Annotated in this window: 19 protein-coding genes; 8 read left to right on the plus strand and 11 right to left on the minus strand. The window is 44.0% G+C overall.

The window, feature by feature from the left end:
* Positions 1 to 146: 146 nt before the first annotated feature.
* Together ABH09_RS01425 and ABH09_RS01430 are read left to right on the plus strand one after the other, a co-directional pair.
* Entirely contained in the window at positions 147 to 1,901 is a 1,755-nt protein-coding gene (locus ABH09_RS01425) for a hypothetical protein (RefSeq protein WP_253714926.1), read from the plus strand.
* Between the two features lie 71 nt (positions 1,902 to 1,972).
* Positions 1,973 to 2,497, plus strand: coding sequence for a DUF1697 domain-containing protein (locus tag ABH09_RS01430; RefSeq protein ID WP_253714927.1), 525 nt, complete (start codon positions 1,973 to 1,975; stop codon positions 2,495 to 2,497).
* A 626-nt stretch (positions 2,498 to 3,123) separates the two neighbouring features.
* Here the strand turns inward: ABH09_RS01430 and ABH09_RS01435 are convergent.
* From ABH09_RS01435 to ABH09_RS01450, 4 genes are all read right to left on the minus strand, one after another.
* Complete coding sequence (locus ABH09_RS01435) at positions 3,124 to 3,831, minus strand: tRNA 2-thiocytidine biosynthesis TtcA family protein (protein WP_253714928.1); 708 nt, start codon at positions 3,829 to 3,831, stop codon at positions 3,124 to 3,126.
* A 60-nt stretch (positions 3,832 to 3,891) separates the two neighbouring features.
* Entirely contained in the window at positions 3,892 to 4,539 is a 648-nt protein-coding gene (locus tag ABH09_RS01440) for a helix-turn-helix transcriptional regulator (RefSeq protein WP_162662143.1), read from the minus strand.
* A gap of 25 nt (positions 4,540 to 4,564) precedes the next feature.
* On the minus strand, positions 4,565 to 5,491 hold the full coding sequence (locus tag ABH09_RS01445; RefSeq protein ID WP_253714929.1) for a tetratricopeptide repeat protein: 927 nt from the start codon (positions 5,489 to 5,491) through the stop codon (positions 4,565 to 4,567).
* Between the two features lie 74 nt (positions 5,492 to 5,565).
* Positions 5,566 to 6,813, minus strand: a complete 1,248-nt coding sequence (locus tag ABH09_RS01450; RefSeq protein WP_253714930.1) for an OmpA family protein — start codon at positions 6,811 to 6,813, stop codon at positions 5,566 to 5,568.
* Positions 6,814 to 7,183: 370 nt separating this feature from the next.
* Between ABH09_RS01450 and ABH09_RS01455 the strand changes: the two genes are divergently transcribed.
* From ABH09_RS01455 to ABH09_RS01465, 3 genes are all read left to right on the plus strand, one after another.
* Positions 7,184 to 7,516, plus strand: coding sequence for a helix-turn-helix domain-containing protein (locus ABH09_RS01455; RefSeq protein ID WP_162662148.1), 333 nt, complete (start codon positions 7,184 to 7,186; stop codon positions 7,514 to 7,516).
* A gap of 97 nt (positions 7,517 to 7,613) precedes the next feature.
* The gene (locus ABH09_RS01460) at positions 7,614 to 9,053 is read left to right on the plus strand and encodes a potassium/proton antiporter (RefSeq protein ID WP_253714931.1); all 1,440 of its coding nucleotides are present in this window, start codon (positions 7,614 to 7,616) and stop codon (positions 9,051 to 9,053) included.
* Between the two features lie 126 nt (positions 9,054 to 9,179).
* Complete coding sequence (locus ABH09_RS01465; RefSeq protein WP_253714932.1) at positions 9,180 to 9,437, plus strand: SWEET family sugar transporter; 258 nt, start codon at positions 9,180 to 9,182, stop codon at positions 9,435 to 9,437.
* An 88-nt stretch (positions 9,438 to 9,525) separates the two neighbouring features.
* Here ABH09_RS01465 and ABH09_RS01470 read toward each other — a convergent pair whose 3' ends face one another.
* The gene (locus ABH09_RS01470) at positions 9,526 to 11,436 is read right to left on the minus strand and encodes a bifunctional metallophosphatase/5'-nucleotidase (protein WP_253714933.1); all 1,911 of its coding nucleotides are present in this window, start codon (positions 11,434 to 11,436) and stop codon (positions 9,526 to 9,528) included.
* Between the two features lie 94 nt (positions 11,437 to 11,530).
* Positions 11,531 to 12,667, minus strand: a complete 1,137-nt coding sequence (locus ABH09_RS01475) for a YibE/F family protein (protein WP_253714934.1) — start codon at positions 12,665 to 12,667, stop codon at positions 11,531 to 11,533.
* Positions 12,668 to 12,824: 157 nt separating this feature from the next.
* On the opposite strand from ABH09_RS01475, the gene ABH09_RS01480 reads away from it, so the two are divergent.
* Positions 12,825 to 14,918 (plus strand): methyl-accepting chemotaxis protein, encoded by a 2,094-nt coding sequence (locus ABH09_RS01480; RefSeq protein WP_253714935.1) that lies wholly within the window; start codon positions 12,825 to 12,827, stop codon positions 14,916 to 14,918.
* A gap of 688 nt (positions 14,919 to 15,606) precedes the next feature.
* A complete protein-coding gene (locus ABH09_RS01485) occupies positions 15,607 to 17,700 on the plus strand; it encodes a methyl-accepting chemotaxis protein (protein WP_253714936.1) in 2,094 nt (697 codons plus the stop codon).
* Positions 17,701 to 17,787: 87 nt separating this feature from the next.
* Here ABH09_RS01485 and ABH09_RS01490 read toward each other — a convergent pair whose 3' ends face one another.
* A complete protein-coding gene (locus ABH09_RS01490) occupies positions 17,788 to 19,266 on the minus strand; it encodes a C69 family dipeptidase (protein WP_253714937.1) in 1,479 nt (492 codons plus the stop codon).
* A gap of 123 nt (positions 19,267 to 19,389) precedes the next feature.
* Positions 19,390 to 21,486 carry a methyl-accepting chemotaxis protein gene (locus ABH09_RS01495; RefSeq protein WP_253714938.1) on the minus strand — a complete coding sequence of 699 codons (2,097 nt, stop codon included), beginning with the start codon at positions 21,484 to 21,486 and terminating at the stop codon, positions 19,390 to 19,392.
* 305 nt (positions 21,487 to 21,791) lie between these two features.
* Here ABH09_RS01495 and ABH09_RS01500 point away from each other — a divergent pair, with 305 nt between their 5' ends.
* On the plus strand, positions 21,792 to 22,481 hold the full coding sequence (locus ABH09_RS01500; RefSeq protein WP_253714939.1) for a hypothetical protein: 690 nt from the start codon (positions 21,792 to 21,794) through the stop codon (positions 22,479 to 22,481).
* A 69-nt stretch (positions 22,482 to 22,550) separates the two neighbouring features.
* On the opposite strand, the gene ABH09_RS01505 is transcribed toward ABH09_RS01500, so the two are convergent.
* The 3 genes from ABH09_RS01505 to ABH09_RS01515 are packed head-to-tail and all read right to left on the minus strand — an operon-like array spanning position 22,551 to position 25,604.
* Positions 22,551 to 23,483, minus strand: a complete 933-nt coding sequence (locus ABH09_RS01505) for an acetyl-CoA carboxylase carboxyltransferase subunit alpha (RefSeq protein WP_253714940.1) — start codon at positions 23,481 to 23,483, stop codon at positions 22,551 to 22,553.
* A gap of 1 nt (position 23,484) precedes the next feature.
* Positions 23,485 to 24,267 carry an acetyl-CoA carboxylase carboxyltransferase subunit beta gene (locus ABH09_RS01510; protein WP_253714941.1) on the minus strand — a complete coding sequence of 261 codons (783 nt, stop codon included), beginning with the start codon at positions 24,265 to 24,267 and terminating at the stop codon, positions 23,485 to 23,487.
* Between the two features lie 11 nt (positions 24,268 to 24,278).
* On the minus strand, positions 24,279 to 25,604 hold the full coding sequence (locus tag ABH09_RS01515) for an acetyl-CoA carboxylase biotin carboxylase subunit (RefSeq protein ID WP_253714942.1): 1,326 nt from the start codon (positions 25,602 to 25,604) through the stop codon (positions 24,279 to 24,281).

A 25,604-nucleotide genomic window follows, 5' to 3' on the forward strand; every position in this document is an offset into this window, starting at 1 on the left:
ATAGCCCTCTGGTATCTTTTTAGGCTTTCCGATATAATTACCGATACATTCCATAAGACAAGGTATCTCTAAAAACTCGGTTAGATTTTTAGAGGTTCCCTACTATTTGTTTTCTTACTACGCCTTACCGTTAAGGAGGATCTTGGATGAAAAAATCATTATTATCGTTTATATTATTTTGCTTACTCATAATCGCTGCAGGATGTAAAACAGCTCCGGAAGATAAAACTCCCAAACTTACGCCCGTAGAAACTGCAAAAGCGTCTGCCTCGGATGTACAGGTAGTACAGACTGAAAACAAATCAGAGACAATGCAAAACTCGGCTACTGCGGCCATGCCTTCCGATTCAGAAAAGGTCGAACCTAAAAAAGTCGAGCCTCAAAAAGCTGAAGCAAAAACGTCTACGTCGACGCGAGCACCCGCTCAGAAGGTAACACCTCGAAAAACGACTGCTCAATCGGGAAGCGTTGCTAAAAACATGCCTCAAGCGAAAAACGCTCAGACAAAGCCCGCTAAACAGGGGTCGGCACAGCAGAAAACTGCGAAGTCAAATGCATCCGGCGCATCGGCTAAAAAAACCGACACGCCTAAGCAATCGGCAACGACTACACCCTCAAAAGCGACGACAAAAGAGTCTGTTCAGAAGGAAACGCCTCAAAAAGCAGCGGCTGCAAAAACTGACGCCTCTAAGCAATCGGTAAAGACTGCACCCCAAAAGGCACCGGCGAAAGAATCTACTCAGAAGGAAACACCACAAAAGACTGCTGTTCAATCGGGAAGCGCTTCTAAAAACAAAACCGCTTCTCAAGCAAAAAATGCTCAGACAAAGCCCGCTAAACAAGATCCGAAACAACAAGAAACGGCAAAGTCTAAAGCAACCGCAAAAAATAATAAGCAGTCTGCATCTCCGGAAGCGGTTAAGAAAGAGGCTCCTAAACCGGCATCTACGAAGTCAGTTAAGAAAGATGCTCCTAAAACGATAGCCTCGACCAAGCAAGGGGCTGGTGATAAGGCTGTTTCTACAAAACAGCCTCAAAACAAAAAGGCTGAAGCTAAAACAAAAGAACCGGCTGCTCAAACGGCAGCAGCTCAAATTACCGACATTTCATGGATGATTGAGCAGGCTGATGCGTCCTTTGTTTCAAAACAGCATAAAGGTAAGGGAAAAATCTTTGTTACTATGCTTGCAAAATACAAAGGTGATCTAACAGCTCAAGACTTTAAAGAAGCTTTCTTTGCTTCACCCGCTGATGTGTGGGGGCTTGATGAGCAAAGTGCAAAGGGGCTGATGGAGATTAATAAAAAAGAGAAACTCTTGATGCTGAAACATCTGTCTTCGGGTGAAGGTGAGGGAGCGGCTGCTCTTGGAAAGTGGTTCGCATCGGTTACACTTGAGGGGCAGAAGCCGTTTGAAAAAGAATTGAATGTAACCGGAATCGGCGGCAAAACCGTTATGGAAGATAAGTCTACTAAAGGAGCCGCAAAAGGAAAAGTTCTCTTCCTTATTGTCCCTGCTGCGAAAGCAGAAAACGAACAGCAAGCACTTACAATGCCGGTTATACAATCCGTTTCCCGCGATTCCGATACAATAGAGATTATCTTTTCGGTTAACGATCCGCGGGTTAAAAATGCTTATTTCTATTTTGACGTGCCGGGAGAAGAATACTATCGCGATTCGGGTTCAATGATCGATGCAACGGGAAAGCCGGTAAACGGATGCCGCTCGTTCTCTACCGATGGAAAAAAATGCCAGTATGTACTCCGCAAAGATGCAACCAATAAAGACTGGTTCGGCAAGGCGACTCAATGCTTCCTCGTTGTTTCCGATGTAAACCGCGTTGCCTCCCCCTGGGAAGAACGCCACCGCACTATCAGCGCCGCATCGCGCATCACAAAATAGCGATTATGGCGGGGTAATTAGATATTCTTTTGAATACCCCGCCATCCCATGGCGGAATTGATACGGAATATATGGATTATATAGCATTGCTCAGAGGTATCAATGTTGGAAATTCAGTAAAAATTAACATGAAAGAATTGAGAACATTATTTGAGCAATGTGGTTTTTCAAATGTTTTAACATATATCAATTCCGGAAATGTCATTTTTAAATCAAATGACACGAAAAATAGTATCAGAGAGAATATTGAAAAAGTATTACATATAACGACTAGGAATGAAGTAAAAGTATTAGTAAAGACGAAAAGTGAGATGGTAAAAATAGCAAATAGCATCCCTAGTGAGTGGCAAAATAATGATGCTCAAAAGACCGATGTAGCGTATTTATTTGAATCAATAGATAATGAAAACATAATAAATGAATTACCAATAAAAAAGGAATATATACAATTAATATATGTTAAGGGTGCGTTAATCTGGAATGTTCGGCGAGAAGATTATAATAAAAGCCATTTAAATAAAATAATATCACATAAAGTATATAAAGATATGACCATACGAAATGTTAATACGGCTCGATATCTTGCATCGTACTAATAAAAAAAATTATCTAGTATTTACTTCAACCTAACATTGCTTCACAAGGCAGGCGATACGTTGAATATTTTCAGAAGTGGCATATCGTAAAACCTTTCCGTAAGCCTTTTGAAATAGACTGTTAAGCAGTTGTACATCCGTGTACCTCTCTACCGATGTACGTCCATGTACATCGGTAGAGGACAAGTTTTGTTCCAAAACTTGTTTCTGACTTATTCCCCGCCCATCCTTGGGCGTTCTGACGACGAGATTTGTGCATAACACAAATCTCGCTCCTGTATAAACCCACTGCCATCCTTGGCAGTTCTGAAGATGCTAGGAGCGTACAAAAAACACCCGCAGGCACGCCCAAAAATGAACATCCTTGTTCATTTTTGGGCTACAAGTTTGCAGAAGCAAACTTGCTTCTGCTTGAAACCACTGCCCTCCTTGGCAGTTTTGATACGTTGAGGATTAATTTTTTCGCAGTAACGGCATATCGTAAAACCTTTCCGTAAGCCTTTTGAAATAGACGGTGCAGATGCTAGGAGCGTACAAAAAACACCCGCAGGCGTACTTGTTGTACGTCGAGGACTGTTTTTTGTTAAGCGACAACGCAGATGCGTCGTATATTTCAAAAGGTGTTACTAGGGTAAGTACGCCGTATTGATATTCCGCAACGCATCGAAGAGCTTACGCTTTAACTCATAGTTGCCGTCTGTCAGCTTATCCAAGCGGGAACGAGCGGTTTTTCTGCCTGAATTATCCTGATAGCTGCATGTACAGGTAGAAGAAATATACCCCTGCATTTCTGCATGACGGATAATCATCGGAATGTCGGCAAGGCAGAGCGGGCGGATAAAGGTCAATGGGAATTTATCGAACTTCAGTACCGGAGGCATCGCTGCAAGCTCTCCTTTCGTCAGCGCATTCATCAGCGCCGTTTCGAGGATATCGTCCAAATGGTGGCCGAGCGCAATTTTATTAAAACCGTGCTCCTGCGCGTATTTGCTCAGCTCCAACCGGCGCTGACTGGAACACCACCAGCAGTTCATCTTTTTGCCTGTTTTAAGCCGCTCAAGCACCGAAATGGTTTTAATACTTAACTCAATTCCCCAGCTTTTAAACCGCTCTGCCAATTCAGGCGCGAACGCTGACCCGATATCTGTGGCGATATGGAGCGCAGCGGCTTCAAAAACCGGATGCCGTCGTTGCAGCCGTGCCGCAAAATATTCTGCAAGAGCGGTCGAATCTTTCCCGCCGGAAGCGGCAATCAAAATACGATCGTCTTCTTCTATCATATTATATTCGGAAACGGCTTTATCAATTGTTCTAAATAGTTTAGGGTTTGCCATAGAAAATAGCAGAAAATGCGATAGCCTATTACCGCTGCCGGTACAAAATATGACTTGGCATTATTGATGCCCGCTTGCACCGGCGTCTATATAGCTATAGAGTGTGTATTTGGAAATGCCGAAGTAGGTTGAAATTTTATCGCCGGATTTTGTAATTAAAAAAGCACCGGATCCATTTAAAAACTTAATCGCTGCGATCTTGTCTTCTTTATTCATCAATGCAACCGGTTTACCCACAATACGGACAGACTGTTCGATAAGTTCGTCCAATAGATCGTTGACATTCTGCGGAATATTTTCAGGTTCATTTTTAGCACTGATAGGCGAAATCAGCTGCTGCAACACGTTCTCTGCCATCTGCATCGGTGTAATATCAAGATTAATCGAAAACACTGCCTCGATTGCATTATTTTCGCCTCTGATAAACATACTGCTCGATTTAAGAATGCGCCCATCCTTCGTTTTTGTCAGATAACTGAGCTTATCTTCCAGCGTTTTATGATCACTATGCAACGCCTCAAGCACTACATGAGACGGCCCGTCGCCAATTTTCCGCATCGTAACAGTACCGTTTTCTATAATGACAATTGAACTATTGGTATAGTCGGCGGTGAGATCATGCACAAGTACTTCACAATTATTACCAAAGTGGATAGCGATACCGTGTGCGATTTGCTGCAGCATCGCAAGAGTGTGTTTGGACATCATATCGTGTAATTCCTTTTATCTCTCATTATTTTTTTAACTGAACATCATTTTGCAACTTATGTATTGCCTGATTGAGTCGTTGCACCGCGGCATTTTGAGGGTCTGCTTCGATAGCTTTGTGTAAATACTCGATAGCGGTTTCCGACTCAGTATTTTCCGTCATTAAGTAGGAATAAGCCGCTAAGTACCACGCTAACTGTAATTCGGCAGGTGAAAGGTCGCCGGTTTCTGCGGCGGCTTTATATTCATCGCTCGCTTTAAGGTAATTCCCCTGCTGTGCAAAGCTCTTTGCCCGTATGTCGGCACTCATCAACACGTATTTTCCTTTTAAGCCGGATCGATTATCGGGATCGAGCGCCGGTACTTGCATACGCAGAGAATCATAGCGGTGTGCTTCCGCATTGCCGACCGTGCTTAAAAAGGTGTCAATTGCTCGTGCTTTTTCCTGTCCTTTTGTAGTATTGATATGCTTTCGTGCCTCAATCACCTTCGTCCGCTGCGCAGTCAATGCTTTAATTTTTTCTATTAGCTGAGTTTCGGTTTTTATATCTGCTTCTATAACAGCAGAGGCATACATATCCTGTTCGGCTGTTTGCAGTATGATAAAAGGGATATCAGGTACTGCATATTCCGAAAATAACAGATAGTTCTTTTGAGCTGCTTCCCGCTCATTTTCCGAAGGGTTATGCAGCAAGTCGATAAAGCGGACGGCATAGAGCTGCGCCAATTCCGTTTTGCATGATTCGGTAAGAATGTTTTTTGAAAAATCTTTTGCTTCCTTTGACCAATCGGAACCGGTAAAGATAAGCAGTATATCTCTTTCATCCCTATTAGGGTTTTGGTTATCTCTCGTGGTGTTCTTTCCTGCTGAGGCGGTAGAAATACAGCTACTCACCATAACAACAAGGCAGAAGCCGATACATAGTAATCCATATCGATATAATTTTTGCATAAAACGATTATAGCATTAAATTAACAAATCGCAAAGAGATTTTTTTAGACGGTATCAGAGGTAGAGGCACCGTTTTACTCCATGATAGTGATTTCGACACGCCGGTTTAGTGCGCGTTCCGCTTCGGTTGTATTCGATGAGATCGGCTTTGAGCCACCTGCTCCGCTATAGATGAATACACCGGACGGGATGCCGCGTTTGGTCAGTTCATCAACAACCGTTTTTGCTCGCCGGAGGGACAGCCCGTGTTGGGTGCTTTTGTCGCCGACATCAGCAGTATGACCTTCAACAAAAAGGGTTTTAAAGGTAAGTGTTTTTAGTATGGTGGCTATTTCATCGAGTTTTTTATCCTCTCCATGTAATAACTCCGCCTTATCCGCAACGAAATGTAAATTTTTTAAATTTAATAATATGCCGCGCGGTGTTTCCTGCACATTAAAAATACCGTCTCCCTTATCTTTTATGCGCTCCTTGTTTGAGTTCTCCGGTTTCACCGGATTCTTGGAGTGATCAAGTAATGCCGTTGTCGGTACGGAACCACCGTTGTAAACGGTATGCTGCCCGTAATTGTAAAAGTGCAGTAAAAAGCCGCGCTGCCGAATCGATTCAGCACCCTTATAGAAAAATGTTTCATCGATTTTTTCCCGAATAAAGAGCGGGCGATTCCGATCATCCAGATAAATATCCGCCGTTCTGCTTCCTTCCGAACGAAGCATATCAGCATCTCCTAAATGATCTTCACCGTGGTACCGCAAGGCGAACACAGCCCTTACATAATGAGTATCGGTTCCATTGTACTTCTTTTTGCCGATGTATTGATATTCAGCCAACACCGGTATTCTCGTAGGATTTTTCCCTTGCTGCGGGCATACTACGATAGTGCTTTCAGCTGTCCATTTTTTTCCGCTATCCTGTTGTTCGAGTCGCTGCGTAGGACTTGCCGGGAAATTCCGCAGCAGCGGATAGCCGGTATCTTGTGTAAAGTGAAGGGCTGCTATCTTTGTGCCGTCCGTTCCCCGATGAGCCGACTGCGTAAAAGCAATCGGTCTGATTTCATCAAGTTTTTTTGCCGTGCCGACCATATTCTTGCGGGTTTCTTCCAGCACAAAGGCTTCTCCTTCATACCGATAGGCCGGCTCATCATTATAGACGGTAGCTTTTTCATCAAGGTAGATATAGGCTTCCCGATAGGTAAGCCCTGCATAAGTATCGTTTTTATAAACCGAATAGTCGGCGCGCTCCGAAATGGTAATTCTTCCGTTCTCTGTAAACGCAATGACCGGAATCAATACACAGACAATAGATAGTATCGTTCGTTTCACTCATTTCTCCTCTAAAAAGCGCTAGCAGCACCGGCTTTTATCCGATAAGAACCTCTAAAAACTTCGGTTTTTAGAGATGCCCATGTGTCTTTTATTATCATCGTCAAACACAAAGAAGATAATTACAGCCCCTGCCATGGTTGCAGGTTCCGGGATGTGTTACGGCAACCGTATTCATCAATATTTTCTTCGAGCAATACCGGCCGCTCTTTTTAGAAAACGAAATGAAGCCGTATTTACCTCACGTATAAATTTAACAAAAACCTTGACACCCTATTGGATAGGGGTATATAAAATCTCAGTAAAGAAGAAAGAAATCAGATGAAGCATTTAGTAACTGCTATAAAAAATGCAGAAAAGGAGGTAACCCATGGAAGAAGTTAATGTATTTGAAAGTATTATGAATGGACTTTCAGAAAGTCTTGAGTATGCAAAAGGAAAACCCAATAAGGCGCGGAAAATAACCATAACTATTGCAGACTTACCTTCATATCATTGTAAAGAAATAAAGCAGATTAGAGAGGAGCTAAATCTTACACAGAAAAATTTTGCTTGTGTGCTTGGCGTATCTCCAAAAACTGTAGAGGCTTGGGAAGCAGGTAGAAATGTACCGCAGGGTATGGCTCAAAGATTTTTACAGATGCTTCAATTGGGCGGAAAAAAAATGCTGCAGGATTTTAAGGTTATTGATTTTGCAAGATAGTTTGATTGCTTTAGAAGTAAACGGTATCAGCGATTGCCTCTGTTGATTTTACTGTCAAAATCGGTACAATCGGCATAGCTCCAACTTTGAGGTTTCTATGATTCTGTTTATCTCGTTTCTTATCATTTTGGCAATGCTGTCGACCAAAATCAGCGATAAATTCGGGTTGCCGCTCCTTATCGGTTTTATTCTTATCGGTGTTCTTGTTGGCGGTGATGTCTTAAATTTATTCTATTTTGATAATGCCCTTTTAACAAAAAAAATTGCTGATATCCTGCTGATCTTTATTATTTTTGACGGCGGGTTTTGCATTACAAAGGAGACGTTTCAAAGAGTTGCCGGTCCGTCGATGACGCTTGCAACCCTCGGTGTTGCACTTACTTCCGTGACGCTTGGATTTTTAATTCACTTTATCCTTAAACTAGAGTTAACCTATTCGATGCTGATTTCTTCTATTATTTCTTCTACCGATGCCGCTGGTGTTTTTATGATTACCAAGTCCAATCCGATTAAGGATAAGCTTGCCGCAACGCTCAATGTTGAATCCGCTGCGAACGACCCGATGGCGATTTTGCTTACCCTCACCTTTGTGCATATTGCAACAGGGGCTTTTAAGTCCCCAGCCTTGGCGGTAGCAGAGCTTATTTGGCAATTTGTCGGCGGTATCATTATCGGCTACTTTGCTTTTCAAATTTCGATATGGCTGTTTAACCGGCTGCAGTCGGATAACAGAGGAAACTATAATGTGCTGATACTGGGATGTGTGTTGCTTGGATATGGGGCAGCGGAACTCTGTCAAGCAAACGGGATTATCGCAGTGTTTTTTATGGGGTACTGGATCGGCAATACTGCTTTTCCTGCAAAGCGCAGCGTCGGAAATTTTCTCGAAAGCATTTCTACAATCTTTAATATCACACTTTTTATTATGCTGGGGCTTTTGTCATTTCCACACCATTTTGTTCATATCTGGAAAGAAGCGCTCATTATTGTCGGTATTATGATGTTTGTCGCCCGTCCACTTGCCGTGTTGGTTTCCACGTTTCCGTTTCAATATACACGGAAGGAAAAATTCTTTTTAATGTGGGGAGGGATTAAAGGTGCGGTTCCGATCGTTCTTGCGACCTATCCGCTTGCAAACGGGTTGGATAAGGACGGCTTTATTTTTAACTCTATCTTTTTTGCCGTTTTCCTTTCCTGTATTATTCAGGGAACTACACTTGCTCCGCTTGCTCGGCTCTTGAAATTTACCAACCCTAAAAAACCGGAATCGCTGTATTCGGTCGAGCTGTATTCGCTTAAAGCAAGCGATATTGATATCTTCGATATTTATATTGAAGATCATTCCGGCAGCATCGGTCAAAAGATCAGCGAGCTTCATCTTGATAAGGATACGCTTATCAGTTCAATTGTACGCGATGGAAAAATCATTTTCCCGAAAGGCGATACCGTTATTCAAAAAAACGATATCCTCTATGTACTTGCTCATTCTGCAAAAATAAAGGAAATTACCGACAAGCTCAACGAACCGAGCGAATAAGCTGCGGATAGTCGACAATATGTCCGGTGCGATTATCCGATATGCCCGAATATTGCTCAACACCGATAAAATGGATATAGTAAATTCATCAATTTATACTTGCGACTTACGTAAGGAGGAACCGCCATGAGCGAAAACAAATTAAAGATTATCGGTTGGATAGGAACAGCACTATCGGTTACCATGTATATATCCTATATTCCGCAGATTATGGATAATTTGAGCGGAAATAAAACCGTTTTTCTTCAGCCCTTAGCAGCAGCCGTCAATTGTACAATATGGGTTTTATACGCATTGCTGAAAGATAAACGAGATTATCCGCTTGCAGCGGCAAATGCACCGGGCGTTATTTTCGGTTTAATAGCAGCAATTACTGCACTTTAGGCGCCCACGGTTTTTTAACTAAACCTCTGAAAATTGTATAAGGCATCTCTAAAAATCTTATCAGTTTTTTAGAGATGCCTATTATTTTTTACTTCTTCAATTCGTAAATATTAATGGATTTTATGTTCGGGGTTCTGCCGTCTGCAGATCGAGGAATCATGATAGTACCCGCTCTAATCTCATCAAAAATCTTATCCCGTTCGGCAACATTCGGATTAAAGCCGATAATCTTCCAGTTGTAATTCACCTTAGGAGTAATAACGCCCTTATCGACTTTCTTTACATACGCACCAATCAGATCGCGTATGCGCCCTGCATCCTGCATGACTTCATACGAGTCGTAGTACACATCTTTGGGTGTCGCAAGTTTTAAGCTTTGCAGCGTTCCGAAACGGTAGTTGTTGACGGCAACCTTATACACCTTTTTAGGATCAAGGGTTTGCCCTTTTATCTTGGCGTTTGTGATTCTATTCCCAGCCTCTTTTGAAATATCAATGTCGTAATCGATACCTTCAAACATATCGTAGTTATAACCGCGCACATTGGGATTAAACGAAATCGTTACATCGCCTTTCTTTGCCGTGTTGTAATATGAAGCCGACCACTCCATGTATTTTAACAGATTCTCACCGGTCATATTAACACCCATCAGCGTATTGGAATATTTATAGATAAAGGCAACATCCTTTTTCTTGAAATCCCCTTTCCTTAAATTCATATCCAAGCGGAAAGCGGCAGCGGCAGCAACATCAGCCTTCGTGTAATAAAGCTGCACATCATTGATTAAGTCGATAAGTGCGGTATCTTCAAGCTGAATAGTAGGCATGGTGGTAACTTTATCTTGTCCGGTGATGTAGTCAACACGCGGGATAAAGTCCGCAGTAACTTTTCCGACAATGAGGTTTGCATCTGCAACGGACTTGTCATGCACAAAGCCAAACTCTTTTTCCATCGCTTTATCGGCAGCAATCTTAGCGGTTTCGCGGTTTTCCGCTTTTACGGAAACGACCTTCCATGCGCCGTTATCTTTTTTAACCTGTACTTCGCCTACCGCTAAAGCCCAACCATAGCAGCCCGGTTCAATAATCCATGTTTTATCTCCGTTCTGACCGTCGATAAGGGTTGCATACCGAGCGTGCTCATGTCCGCCGAAAATTAAATCGAATTCGGGGATTTGCTTTGCCATTTCGATAACGCCGCTGTTGGTGCCGTATTCACCATTGCGCCCAAGATGGAACGCACCGATTAAGACATCGTATTGCCCTTTTAAGGAATCGACGGTTTTACGTGCAACCGCTATCGGATCTTCAAATTCCAGCCCTTTAAAGTGAGACGGTGCGGCGGCTTCCCACATCGGGATATGAGGCGGCACCATACCGATAACGGCAACACGGACTCCTTCAATGTCAAACAGCTGATAGGGTAGTACGAAATGGCTGCCGTCCTTTGTGTTTTTGATATTGGCGCTTAATACCGAACCGTTGAAGTGGCGGATATTACGGGCAAGGAATTCTTTTTCAAAGTTGAACTCATGGTTGCCCAAAACCCAAATATCGTAGTTCATGTAGTTGAGCGCTTGAATCATGGGGTGGGTGTCAAGGTCGTTAAACAGATCGGCACTGTTATCCTGCACTGTATCGCCGACGTCGATTAAAACGGTGTTGGGATTTTGTGCGCGCAGCTCTTGCGCCAATACGTATGTTTTTACAAAACCGGCAGCGGGTGTCTCCTCGCATACTGCGTAATCATAGGCATAGAGCCGCCCGTGTACGTCGCCCGTTACACCGAATGTCAAGGTAACGGCATCCGCCCCCGGCTGTCCCTTTTGGATAATCTTGTGGGTAAGTTTTACCTCATCAGATTGCTTTCCGCGTGCCTTTGCGGTACGCGCAGAGTTTTTTTCCGTGCTTCGTGCCGATAAATTTGTCTCCACGCAGGCTGTCAGCGAAAAAACAAAGATCAATGCAGCAACAAAACCTAGCATTCTTTTCTTGATCATGTGCATACTCCTTCACATTTTTTTTGGGTCTCTTTCACCGGCTGTACTGAGCGGTGAGCAATTCCCTCTCTATAATAGTACGGATATTTTCCGTCTATTTTCGCATTTTTTCCGCAGCCGGTATTCTCAGTATAAAAAGAGCTACCAGTGCCGTACACGGAACTGCCGCAATAATGCCGATGCTCCCCGAAATACCGTGCATAATCTCTATGACGATGCGCGGGATATTGATAAACTGCGTAAAGCTCATGCCATAGCCCCAAATCATCATCACGAGCGGCAGGGACGATCCGGCAAAGGCGAGAATGAGCGTGTTACTCATCGTGCCGGTAATATCTTTGCCCACAGTCAAGCCCGACTGAAAGAGTTCTTTTTTGCTGAGGCGCGGATTGGCGGATAAAATTTCCTGCATAGAAGATGCGATGGACATACTGACATCCATCACAGCGCCGAGCGAGGCAATTAAAATTGAGGTGAACAATAGCCCATCCAGTTGGAGGTTATAATCGGGAGCTAAATTAAGCAGCTGCTCGCCGCCTTCCATATTAACACCTGAAAGCTGCGCCGAATAGGACACAATTACCGAAATAATCCCCGCAATGGTAATGCCGGACACGGTGCCTGCGATGGCGGTATATGTTTTGCGCGTAAAGCCGCTGATCAAAATAAAGCTGACGATGGTCATAATGGAAACAAGACCGATAGAAACCGGCACGGGAGGAAAGCCTGCAAACAGGGCGGGAATAAGCACGGTAACAATGAGTACACAGGTGAACACCAGTCCGAGTGCGGATTTTAACCCTTGTCCCCTGCCGAGGAGGATAAGGGCAGCAAAGAACAGCCCCAGCAGCATAAAAACATGGGTGCCGCGCTTGAGGTTATAAAGCCACACGGCTGTTTTCCCTCCGCTGTTCCGCAGTGTGAACACCGCTTTTAAGCCCTTATACGCAAAATTGCTGTGTAGACTGCTGAGCGTATTATACACTTCAAATTCTTTATTTTTATAGTTTCCTTCGAGGATTTTAACGCGAAGCTTTTGCGTACCGCGGAACTTTCCTTGCACAATCGGATCGGGAGAAAGGTCTTCCTCGAGCACCTCCTCCACAATACCCTCAGCAAATTCTTGCGTAAACGGCGATTCAGGTTTGAGTTTATCTGAAATTTTCGGCATACCGATGCAGAGCAGCACCGTAATGATCAGCACTGCCCCTGCGAATATTTTTTCTTGCATACTCTCTTGTAAAAGTATACCGTGAGATTTCCTCACCCGTCAACAATTTTTTTCCTTTACCAAATAAGTTTTTTCCTATTTTCAAAAGGTATGGAATATGGTATATATACCGCTCGACTCAAAATTATTTAAAGTGAGATAAAAATAGGATTGTAATATGGCAAAAAAACGTTTTTCAATTAGCAACAAATTGATTATTATCTTTGGACTTTTAATTGCAGTAGCTTCGTTGACGGAAGGTGCGCTGGCAATCAGCTTTGCACGGAAGGCCGTAATCGAAAAATTGGAAATACAGCTTATTGATAAGGCCTTGGATGAAGCGGAGATCATCGACGCAAAAATAACTGCTTTTTTTCAGTTTTTAGAGGGGCTATCCCATATCCCGATACTGTATGATCCAACCGCTTCATATCAAGAAAAATTGGAACAGCTGCAGAAAAATGCAGTGAGCAACAATACAATACAAGAACTCAATATCAGTGATACCGCAGGCGTTTGCTATGTAGAAAGCGGTACGGTAAATGTAAGCGATAGAGATTGGTTTAAGGCTGCAATAAAAGGAGAGCGTTTCGTTTCAGATTTATTGATTTCGAAAACAACTCAAAAACTGATTAGCACCTTTTCGATTCCGCTTTACGATGAAACCCATCGTATTATAGGTGTTTTATCTGCTGATATTTCCGGCTTGTGGTTCAGAGATAATATCAAAGACATTACCATCGGCAAAAGTGGCAATTGCTACATCATAGGACCTACGGGAGCAACGATTGCCGATCAGGATATCGATGCAGTAACAAGTATGCTCAATCCAAGTCAAGAAGGACAGAGCAATATTGAATTGGATTCTTGCGGAAGATTTGAAAGAAACGCGATAGCTTCTTCACAACCCGGCATCGGTTATTATGAGTACGAGGGTGTTCCCAAAATTGCAGCTTATACAAAATTGAAGTCGGCCGCATGGACTACTATCGTATGTGCGCCCGTACATGAATTTATGGAAACCGTAAACACGCTCCGGCTCAGTCTGATTTTAATCGGATTCGTTATTTTTGCAGGATCCGTTATTATCGTCTATTTAGTATCCAGAGGTATGATAAAACCGGTTAAACGAACAGTTTCGGCTTTAAAAAATATCGCACAGGGCGAAGGTGATTTAACCGTAAGCCTTCCAGTAACCGGAAATGATGAAATTACGGACTTATCGGAATATTTTAACGAGACGATTGCAAAAATAAGAAACGCAATCAAATCGATAGGTGTGAACTGCAATCAAATGGAAGAAATCGGAAATACGTTGTCTACCAATATGACTGAAACGGCAAGCGCGGTGCACCAAATCAGTACAAATATCGATGGTGTAAAACATCAAGCAATGACTCAAGCGGCAAGCGTTACCGAAACAGCGGCAACCGTTGAGGAAATCGTTCGTACCATTAAGCAATTGAATACAGGCATCGAAATGCAGGCAGCAAGTGTTGCACAGTCATCGTCATCTATAGAAGAAATGGTCGCAAATATCGCTTCGATTGGGCAAACGCTCACTAAAACCGATAGCGCTATTAAAGAGCTTACACCTGCTACTGCTAATGGCAAAGCTACGATCGTTACATCGAATACCGTAACGCAGAAAATTGCAGAAGAATCCGGTTCTTTACTGGAAGCGTCAAGCGTCATCCAACACATTGCATCGCAGACAAACTTATTGGCAATGAATGCTGCAATAGAAGCTGCACATGCCGGTGAAGCCGGCAAGGGCTTTGCCGTTGTAGCTGATGAGATAAGAAAGCTTGCCGAAGAATCTTCGGTACAAGGAAAAACGATCACCACAACCTTAAAAATGCTTTCAGCGGAAATAGAAACACTTTCCGTATCATCAAAAACGGTAGAAGGAAATTTCAATAGTATTTTTACTCTTGCAGAACAGGTTAAAAAGATGAGTGCCCATCTAACCGAATCGATGAAAGAACAGGAGCACGGCAGCAAAGAAGTATTGACAGCTATTAAGAACATCAACACGGTAACAATGGAAGTACAAGCCGGTTCCGAGGAAATGCTGAAAGGCGGTGAAGGGGTCGCTCAGGAAATGCGAAAGCTGGATAATCTTACCCGCATCATAACTGACAGTATGAATGAGATGGCGGCAGGTGCGGTGCAGATTAACAATGCCGTGCAGGAAGTAAACGAGATTACACAAAAGAACAAGCAGAGTATCGAGAATCTGGCAATCGAAGTCTCTAAATTCAAAATTTAGACACAAATAGAGCGGTATCTACGGCGTTGCTGCACAAAAATAAATGCTCAACGTACACAAAGTACGTCTCCGCTTTATTTTTGTTCGCGCCTTGTATCTACTCGCTCTATTTGTGTCTAAGATATTTCGCAAAAGCGCTGAAAAAAATAATTTTCCGATAAAAAGAAAAAACTTCACCTACGACCACATCTAATCAGTACCGCCATGGATAGGCAACTACTTAACCGTGCCGCGGATTCAACTACACCTTAGATTAAGTAGTTGCAAAATAATACGGAATGAGTATAATAAAAGCACAGTTATGGGGATAACTTCTCAGGTATAGCTTCTTATCAATATTGTGTAACACTATACCAAGAACAAGACACTTTCAAAACGTTTTATCGTATTTTAAGAAGGAGACTTGACTAAATGAGAAACATATGTATAATACCTGATTTAATTGGTAATCCCTGCAAAATAATCTACTCTTTAGTTTCCACCAATAATCAACGCAAACTTTGTAGTGCATACCTAAATAGATTGGTTATACCTTACTGGAAGCATTTCTCCATTATAAACTATACGCAGCATCATTTCCGAGAAAAAAATTTTATATGCGTTTGTAAAGTTACCGCAACTAATGCCTTGCGGCATCACCTCGAATTATTCATTACAAATTATCTATTATTTTATCAGGAGGTAGTCTATGAAAAAGCGCTTTTCTCTTCGGTATAAGCTGATTTTAATTTTCGGCTTACTTATCTGGGCGGCATCCGCTGTCGAAATTGCGTTAGGTATTTTTATGGCACGCCGTGCTGTAATCGAAAAAATTAAAACACATCTGACCGACAAGGCTATCGATGTCGCAGGATTCATCGATGAACGCATTACGGCACGCTTTTTATTCCTTGAAGGTATTAGTCGTATGCCAATTCTCACAGATCCGACAACCTCATTGTATGAAAAGCACCTCTTCTTAAAAAGAGAGGGTGAGGCAACGACAAGAGTAGACGACATGTATATGATCGATACCGCAGGTAATATGTATCTCGCTGACGGACGAACACTTTCTATGAGCGATCGTGAGTATTTTAGGGCAGCAATGCAAGGCAAACAATTTGTAAGCGATGCTCATGCTTCGCGAGTTGACAACCAAACCGTTTTCGTTTTTGCAATGCCTATCTATGACAGCAAGCACACCATTGCAGGAGTGCTTGCTGCGCGGGTTTCTGTTCAACAGCTTGCTAATCTCATTAAAGATATAGTAATAGGCGAAACAGGCAACTGCTTTATTATGGGACAGACGGGAACTATTATTGCAAATAAGGATTCAAGCCTAACAGCCAAACAACTGAATGTGATAGAACAAGGAAAAAACGATCCCGTGTTTGCTTCTGCCGCAGCATTTTTGCAAAGAGCATTGCAGACGGATAAAAGCGAAGTCGGATACTACACCTATCAGGGCGTTCAGTACATATCCTCCTTTGCTAAAGTTAACGCGACCGGCTGGAATGCCGTTATACGCGCACCGGTAAATGAATTTATGGGAGATGTTAACCTTCTCGGAAAAACAATGGGGCTTATGAGTCTCGGTATATTTGTTGCTGTTTTACTCATTATATATGTTATAGCCACGAAAATAGTAAAGCCGATACAACATGCAGCAAGCGCCTTACAAGATATTGCACAAGGCGAAGGAGATTTAACGGTCCGATTGCCGATACGAGGTAATGATGAAATTACCGATATGTCGGAATACTTTAACCAAACAATTGCAAAGATCGGTACGTCAATACAGGCAGTAGGCGTAAGCTCAAACACAATGGAAGAAATTGGAACCGAATTGGCTTCCAATATGACTGAAACTGCAAGCGCGGTTCATGAAATCAGTGCGAATATCGATGGCGTAAAACAGCAAGCATTAACCCAAGCAGCAAGCGTTACCGAAACCGCCGCAACCGTTGAAGAAATTGTCCGTACCATCAAACAGCTAAATAGCAGCATAGAAATACAAGCAGCCAGTGTTGCACAATCTTCGTCATCTATAGAAGAGATGGTTGCAAATATTGCCTCTATCGGGCAAACGCTTGTTAAAACAGACAGTGCCATTAAAGAGCTGACAACCGCTACAGGAGACGGCAAAGCAACACTCGTAACAACCAATACCGTAACACAGAAAATTGCCGAAGAATCCAGCTCGCTGTTAGAAGCCTCAAGTGTTATTCAGCATATTGCATCGCAGACAAACTTATTGGCAATGAATGCCGCAATCGAGGCTGCTCATGCAGGCGAAGCAGGAAAAGGCTTTGCCGTTGTTGCCGATGAAATCCGCAAATTGGCAGAAGATTCTGCAACGCAAGGAAAAACGATTACCACAACACTCAAAAACTTATCCGGTGAAATTGAAACACTTTCCGCTTCATCGACGACGGTAGAAGAAAAATTCAATAGTATCTTCACCCTTGCCGAACAGGTTAAAGATATGAGCGCCCGCGTGACCGAAGCGATGCGTGAACAGGAAAACGGCAGTAAAGAAGTACTAACAGCTATTAAGAACATCAACATGGTAACCACGGAAGTACAATCCGGTTCTGACGAAATGCTGAAAGGCGGAGAAGGGGTCGCAGAAGAAATGCAGAAACTGGATAATCTTACTCGAATGATAACCGACAGCATGAACGAAATGGCATCGGGTGCAGTCCAGATTAACAATGCCGTGCAGGAAGTGAATGAAATCACCCAGAAGAACAAGCAGAGTATTGAGAAGCTGGCAATTGAGGTTGGAAAATTTAAGGTATAATCCTTCTACAAAGAAGCAAACATCTGTTCCGCTATGTTTGCTTCCAATTTCCGGCAGTTTAGCGGCTAAACTGCCGGAAGACATTATTTATTTTTCTTTTGCTACAGACGGTTCAAAGGCTTTTTTAGGAGTTCTGCCTTCGTTCTGTGCGGCAAAACCTACCAGTTCCGGGTATATTTTCTGTGCTTTTTCAAACACATCGGCGGCTTGGTCGTTTCCTAATTTGGTTGCATATTTTGCTGCGGCGGATTCACCTTTTTTGGTATAGAGCCGTGCAATTTCAGCATCTTTGCCTTTCTGCTCTTTAATCAGCTTTTGCTCATACGCTTTCCAATAGCTGCGGACATTCTTTCCATACATCTCTCTATTTAATGCTGAAAAGACATTGATAGTCCGCATCAGCCAATAAAACGAATCAGGCGTATACATTTTGTTGTCGACTTTATACGCAGCGTAGGTGTCCGTAATGTTGCCATAGAAGGGCAGATACACCGAATGTTCCGCATTTGCCATCGCCATCCACATCACACCGCCGACAGCTTTCGGTAAGGTGTCTTTCATCTGAATGATATGGCACTCCATAGAAGTCGGTGTACCGATTGCGCGAACTCCTGCGTTTTCCGGTAAATTTGCATTTTTATCGGTATCTTCATAGCGGTAGCGCTGCAATTCCATTACATCTTCAAGGGCAATTTTCTTGTCAGCCTTTCTCCACAAAGAGAATAGCTTCGTGTCATACGCAACCTTAGCGGACGGTGAGAGTTTATTTTGTCCTCCCCAAAGCCGTACACGGTTGTAGTCGCTCATTTCTTCTCCATAAGTAAGTCCCGCATGGAATTTACCGTCAACTTCTTTATAAAAGCCTTTCGACTTAGGCAAATTGATTAAATCTTTTGATGCGATAACATCTTTACTTGTCGTATCGACATAACCGAGTAAGAAGCAATTAGGTACTACCGCATACATATCATCCGGAACCTTAACCGCTGCATACTGATGGCCGGTATAAATTTCCATGTACCAGCTTTCTTTATCGTCTGCGATAAAAATGATGTTGCCTTCTGCCGAACCGTAGGTATCTACAATCTTTGCAATCCGTTCAACGCCTTCCCGGGCTGTGGTAATATACGGCAATACAACCGTTGTCATAGATGCTTCCGAAAGTCCGTTTTCAACAAGCGGGTCAGCTGCTTCTGCAGCTTTCCCCGGAGATGCCGAAACGGTTGCGCTCATCGCAACGCCGTACTCGTTAAAACCGACTTCGTCGTAGATGCCTTCGGATTGTTCGGCATCGCAAATAGCGGTATACCGATAGCTCTCTTTCGGCAATTCAATTTTAAAGCCGATTGAGTCGGCAAACTGTACCGGCTTCCTGTTTTTCTGATGCGGATATACCTTAAAGGTTTTGTTATGGGCGCCACTCAAATCTTCCGTACGCGCAATAATGCGAAAGCCGTCGGCTGTTGCATCCTTTCCTGCAACAAACCCCGTACAGCCGAAAGCATTGGACATTCCTGCCCATACGCCGGCCGCGGCAACCAATAAAAACAGACACATTTTTTTCATAATGTACTCCCTGTTAAAAATAATCCGATAAACACTACCGAATATAAATATGAAAAGGATTATATCATGCAGTATGAGACTTGTCAAAAATTATTCTTTTTATCGAAACAAGAAAAGTCTTCCCTAATTGGTTTTAAACTTACTCACCTCCGCCGCCAGATTTTCAATACTCCGCTTATTCTTTTGCGTAATTTCACTTACTTCCTGCACGGCATTGTTAATCTGCACTGCGCCCGCTGCCATTTCGTTCATACTATCGGTAATGATACGGGTGAGGTCATCGAGCTTGCTCATTTCCTCCGCAACACTCTCTCCGCCCTTCAGCATTTCGTCAGACCCTGCCTGTACTTCCGTTGTTACCATATTGATATTCTTAATGGCGATTAGTACTTCTTTGCTACCGTTTTCTTGTTCCCTCATTGATTCGGTTAGACGGGCGCTCATATCCTTAACTTGTTCTGCAAGCATAAAGATTGCGTTGAACTTTTCTTCTACCGTTTTGGAAGAGGCAGAAAGCATTGCGATTTCGCCGGAGAGGGTCTTGAGCGTTGCAGTGATCGTCTTTCCTTGCGTTGCAGAATCTTCGGCGAGCTTACGGATTTCGTCCGCAACGACGGCAAATCCCTTGCCAGCTTCTCCCGCATGAGCAGCCTCAATCGCGGCATTCATCGCCAATAGATTTGTCTGAGATGCAATATGCTGAATGACGCTCGACGCTTCCAGAAGCGAACCGGATTCTTCGGCAATCTTCTGTGTTACAGTATTGGAATTTACGAGTGTTGCTTTGCCGTCGCCGGTTGCCAGGGTAAGACTCTTGATTGCCTCGTCGGTTCTACCGAGCGTTTGCCCGATGGAGGCAATGTTGGCAACCATCTCTTCTACGGATGATGAGGATTGCGCGACACTCGCTGCTTGGGTTTCGATACCGATATTTAACTGCTTAATAGTACGGACAATTTCTTCGACAGTTGCAGCAGTTTCGGTAACGCTTGCCGCCTGAGTCATTGTCTGCTGCTTTACTCCTTCGATATTTGCACTGATTTCATTTACGGCACTCGCCGTTTCGGTCATGTTGGAGGCAAGTTCATTTCCAATTTCTTCCATTGCAGCACTGTTTGCACCGACCGCTTGTATCGAAGCACTGATTTTTGCGATTGTTTCGTTAAAGTATACAGATAAATCCGTTACTTCATCATTACCGATTAACGGCAACCGCACCGTTAGGTCTCCCTCTCCTTGGGCAATATTTTTTAGAGCATTGACAGCGGTCTGTACCGGCTTAACCATTGTGCGGGCGACAAAATAAACAATCGTAAGCGCAACAACTAAAATGATAACGCCAAGCGTATATAATGACCGGCGCAGTGTGCTGACCGTTCCCATAAATTCATTATACGGCGCCGATATAATTACCGTCCATCCGGTTGTCTTTATCTTTGCAAAAGATGCGATTTCCGGTTCGTTCTCCCAATAAAAAAATCCGGTAGAGGGTTCTTTCTCCGTCATGGCTCGCTGTTCGAAAGAGGCGATGGTAGAATATGCAGGATCCGTTTTAGCTCGTTCGATACTGCTGCCTTGGCTTTTTACAATTTCAATATCGGTATCGGCAATAGTAATGCCGGTAAGGCCGATGATGTAGCAACTCCCCGATTCCCCAACAATAATATCACTGATAGTGTCGGAGAGCCATTCGGCCTGCGCCGCCGCCCCAAGCACTCCAACTATCTGATGATTATTATCATAAATAGGAACCGAAAAGGTAATGATCATTTGATCGTTCGTGCGTGAAAAATACGGTTCGGTTATAAAAAATTTTCCCTGCATACCGGCTTGCACCCAATTCCTGTCGCTCGCTGCGATTTTTCGACCGTCGAGGGAATATAAATTTCCATCCATATCGGTAATGGCGGCATCGCGCAGTACATCATTGTAGGCAACTTCTCTTTTTAAAAATGCGGTTTTTTCGCGGTAGGACAACGTTTCATCTCTAAACATCGGCATCCGCGCAATTCCTTCAAGAAATTGAATGAAAGACGTAAGGCGCCCGTCAATAATCTCCGCTACGTCGGTTGCTTTATCGGTAAGATGTGCCTCAATTTTTTCACTTACTGCCGTACGAGCAATTTTAGTTGCTAAAAGGCCTTCAGTAATCCCCGCCGCTGCGATTAATATACCGAAAATCAGAATAAGCTTATAACGAATTGAAAACCGTTTTTTCATCGTATACCTCCCGCCAAATGCGCACTAAATTGTATGGAATACTGTATATCATATTTTATCTCTTTTGTAATAGTATACGAATTCAGTTTTATGCCTCAATTCATCTCTGAAATATTCGGATATCTTTTAGACCCTTACTGGCTTCTTAATACTTAAGAGAAAATTAATTTCCGTGGCATATTATGAATTACTTTACTTTTAGTAGAAAATTCAGTATGCTGTGTTTCGATATTTCAATGTTGTATGCTGCAAACATTTGCAAGGCGTACGGGAATATCCGAAATTTTCTTTTAGGAGGAAGGAATATGAAAAAATTCGCTTTCGTATTATCGGTTCTTTTTTTGACAAGTGCTCTTTCGTTTGCTTCCGGTGCTGCCGATTCCAATGCTGCAGCCGATGTCAAAATCGACTTTAGAATGAACATTGCCAAACAAGATTATGAGTCCAATTATTTTAATTGGACGCTTGGAAAAGAAGCAACTGTGCAGGACAAATTCGATGCTGTTTCTGGTGCAAGTTTGAAAGGTTCCACAAGAGCATTTAATGCCGTCCGCTATGCAGGTAATGCTGCAGATAAAAAAGCGGCGCTTCCGTCAGCACTGCGCAGTCTGTTTTTGTTCCCTCTTGCCGATTGGAAATTCGTCGAGGGATACGGACTTCAAATAACGAATACCGACGGTGCTCTTACGATACGGTTTGCCCGCAAAACGACTGCATATGAATTAACAACCGACAATCAGGGTAATTTTGACCTGCTTACCGGAGCAAAAATTGCAAAAGATATTGCGGAAAAAACCGATACCGGTTTTGCAATTAAGCCCGAATATCTCAAAGAGGGCGGGGATCCCACAAAGATGTCCGATTTGGATTGGAACAAGATACCGCTGAAAAACGACACTTTTGCTCCCGATGCCGCTTATCATTATGAAGGGACGCTCAAATTTGCGTTGAAAGATAACATTTTAACGGTGAACGGTGCATTAAATCGTAAATAAGTGACGGGTGTCTGAATAATCGAAAAAAAGAGCCTCTCTAAGCATTGTGCTTGAGAGGCTCTTTTTTTTTTACTCCGAGTAAAGACCGATGGCATGTATCTTTTTGCGGCGATACCGCACCAAGACTTTGGGATCGCGTTTGCAGAGATCGGCTAAGTCATGCAGAATTTGCGCGCGTATTTTATCCGCTGCTTTTTGCGGATCGGTATGAGCACCGTCTACCGGCTCTTCAATAACCCCGTTAATCAGTTTAAGCCCGAGTACCTCACGGCTGGTAATTTTCAGCATTGCGGCGGCATCCTTCGCCTTGCTTGAGTCTCGCAATAAGATAGATGCACAGCCTTCCGGCGAGATAACCGAGAAAATTGCATTTTCCAGCATGTACACCTTATCACCGACTCCGATACCGAGCGCACCACCTGAACCGCCTTCCCCAATGACAAAGCAGATAACAGGCGTCTTGACGCGACTCAACTCACGTAAGTTTACCGCGATAGCTTCGGCGATACCGCGCTCCTCCGAACCAAGTCCGGGATAGGCGCCTTGTGTGTCGACAAAGGTAATAATCGGGCGGTGGAATTTTTCCGCCTGTTTGATGAGCCTGAGTGCTTTGCGGTAACCTTCGGGATTCGCCATGCCGCCGTTCCGGTCGATGGTTTCCCGCAAGTTCCGCCCTTTCTGGTTGCCAATAACCGTTACCGGTATCCCATTGATAAAGGCGATACCACCTATCAGTGCAGGGTCGTCGCCGAAGCAGCGGTCGCCGTGCAGTTCGATAAAGTTATCAAAGACCATATCGATATAGTCGAGGGCACGCGGTCGATCGTTATTCCGTGCAAGCTCGATCTTCCTCCATACTTGGGAAATCGCAGAGCTTGCTTGCAGCTTTTCATTTATTGTTTTGAGTTCTTTGGTGATGTCGAGCCCGTATTTGTCGGCAATATCACGCAAACTCGACAGGATTTCGCTTTGGTCGGTCAGTTGTTCGTTTCCTTTATCCATATTACTTCCTTCCCTTGCCGAACGGCGGATTCATGTGTGCGTCAATCATCACGGCAAAAAAGTGTTTTTGCTCTATGCGCGGCACAATACAGTCAACAAAACCTTTTTTAAGCTGGAATTCAGCGCGTTGAAATCCCTCCGGCAGCTGCTGGTGGATGGTGCCTTCGATAACGCGCGGCCCGGCAAATCCGATAAGAGCATTGGGTTCCGCCGCGATAACATCGCCTAGCATCGCAAAACTTGCCGTGACACCGCCCGTCGTGGGGTCGCAGAGCATCAGGAAGAGGGGGACGCCCTTGTCATCAAGTTCCGCCGCCGCGCTTGAGGTTTTCGCCATCTGCATCAGCGAGAAAAGCCCTTCCTGCATACGCGCGCCGCCCGATGTTGCGTAGATAATTACCGGTATCCGTTCCGCTGCGCCTTTCAGCATAAGCCGGGAAATTTTCTCCCCGACAACGGATCCCATCGAACCGCCGAGAAAGTCGAACGACATAACACCCAACAGCGCATCTCTACCTTCAATCTTGCATTTACCGGTAACGACAGCCTCATTCATCGAGGTTTTTGCCTCCGCAGCGGAAACTTTTTCTTCATATCCCGCCATCTGAATGGGATTCATTGTCCGTAAGGTAGGATCCAGCTCTTCAAACGTATCTTTATCGGCAATATAGGCAATCCGATCGGGCACATCCATCCGCATGTGGCAACCGCAGTCGGGGCATACCATCAAGTGTTTTAAAAGCGTTTCCCGTTCATATTGTTTTTTACAATGAGGACATTCCATTATCTCTTCCCTTATTTATCTCCAGTAGTGAATAACTGCGCGTACAAACTTGTGCCGAAAGTACCCGATTGGAACTGAGCCGACCGTAAAATAGTTTTTTGCTCTTCAATATTGGTTTGGATACCTTCGATATGCAACTCATCCAGTGCACACAGCAGCTTTTTAATAGTCTGTGCCCGATCCGCCCCATGCACAATCAGCTTGGCAGTCATCGAATCATAGAAAGGCACTACCTTGTACCCTTGATATAAAAATCCATCGAAACGGACACCGTTTCCGCCGGGTATCCGTAGATTTGTAATCAGCCCGGGTGTACGTGCATTGATACGAGCTTCGATTGCCCAACCCTTTATCGGCACTACACCGTCAGGGAGCGTCATCTTGCCGCCCGTACACACAGAAATCTGTTCACGGATAATGTCGGTACCGGTTACCATCTCGGAAACGGGATGCTCAACCTGTACGCGCGCATTAACTTCCATAAAATAAAACTGATCACCGGAGACGAGAAATTCGATGGTACCCGCTCCGCAATACTTGAGCGAAGAAAAAAGCTTTTGCGCACCCGCGCACATTGCATCATACATTGCATCGCTCACCGCCTGCGAAGGGCTTTCTTCTATCAGTTTTTGGTGATTCCGCTGTACCGAGCAGTCCCGCTCACCGAGAATTGCAACACCGCCTGTACCGTCGCCGATAACCTGCAACTCGACATGTCGCGGGTCGCTCAGGTATTTTTCGATATAAACTGTGCCGTCGGCAAAATTCGCTTCTGCTTCTGAAGATGCGATGGAAAGGTTTTCAGCTAAGTCGGCTTCCTTCCAAACGATGCGCATACCCTTCCCGCCGCCGCCTGAGGCTGCTTTGATAATAACCGGATAGCCGCATTCCTTCGCGGTTTCCGCAGCTTGTTCTTTGGTTGTAATCGCACCCTTAGAGCCGGGAGTAATCGGGAGTCCGCTTTTTTGTGCGGTCTCGCGAGCTCTCACCTTATCGCCAAGCATTTCGATGGTGTCGGGCTTGGGGCCAATCCAGAACATACCGGCTTTTTCTACCTCCCGTGCAAAACCTGCGTTTTCGGAGAGAAAGCCGACGCCCGGATGTACGGCATCGCAGCCGGTGCATAGTGCAGCAGTTATGAGCGTATCTTTATTCAAATAGCTTTTAGCCGACGGCGCAGGCCCGATGCACACTGCACGATCCGCTAACTGCACATGCAGGCATTCTTTGTCGGCAGTGGAATAAACAGCGACGGTTTCGATGCCCATTTCCCGACAGGCGCGGATAACGCGAACGGCAATTTCGCCGCGGTTCGCAATCAGCATTTTCCGTATCAT

Origin of the sequence: Treponema sp. OMZ 803 (assembly GCF_024181165.1) — a bacterium.
In the GTDB taxonomy this organism is placed as follows: domain Bacteria; phylum Spirochaetota; class Spirochaetia; order Treponematales; family Treponemataceae; genus Treponema.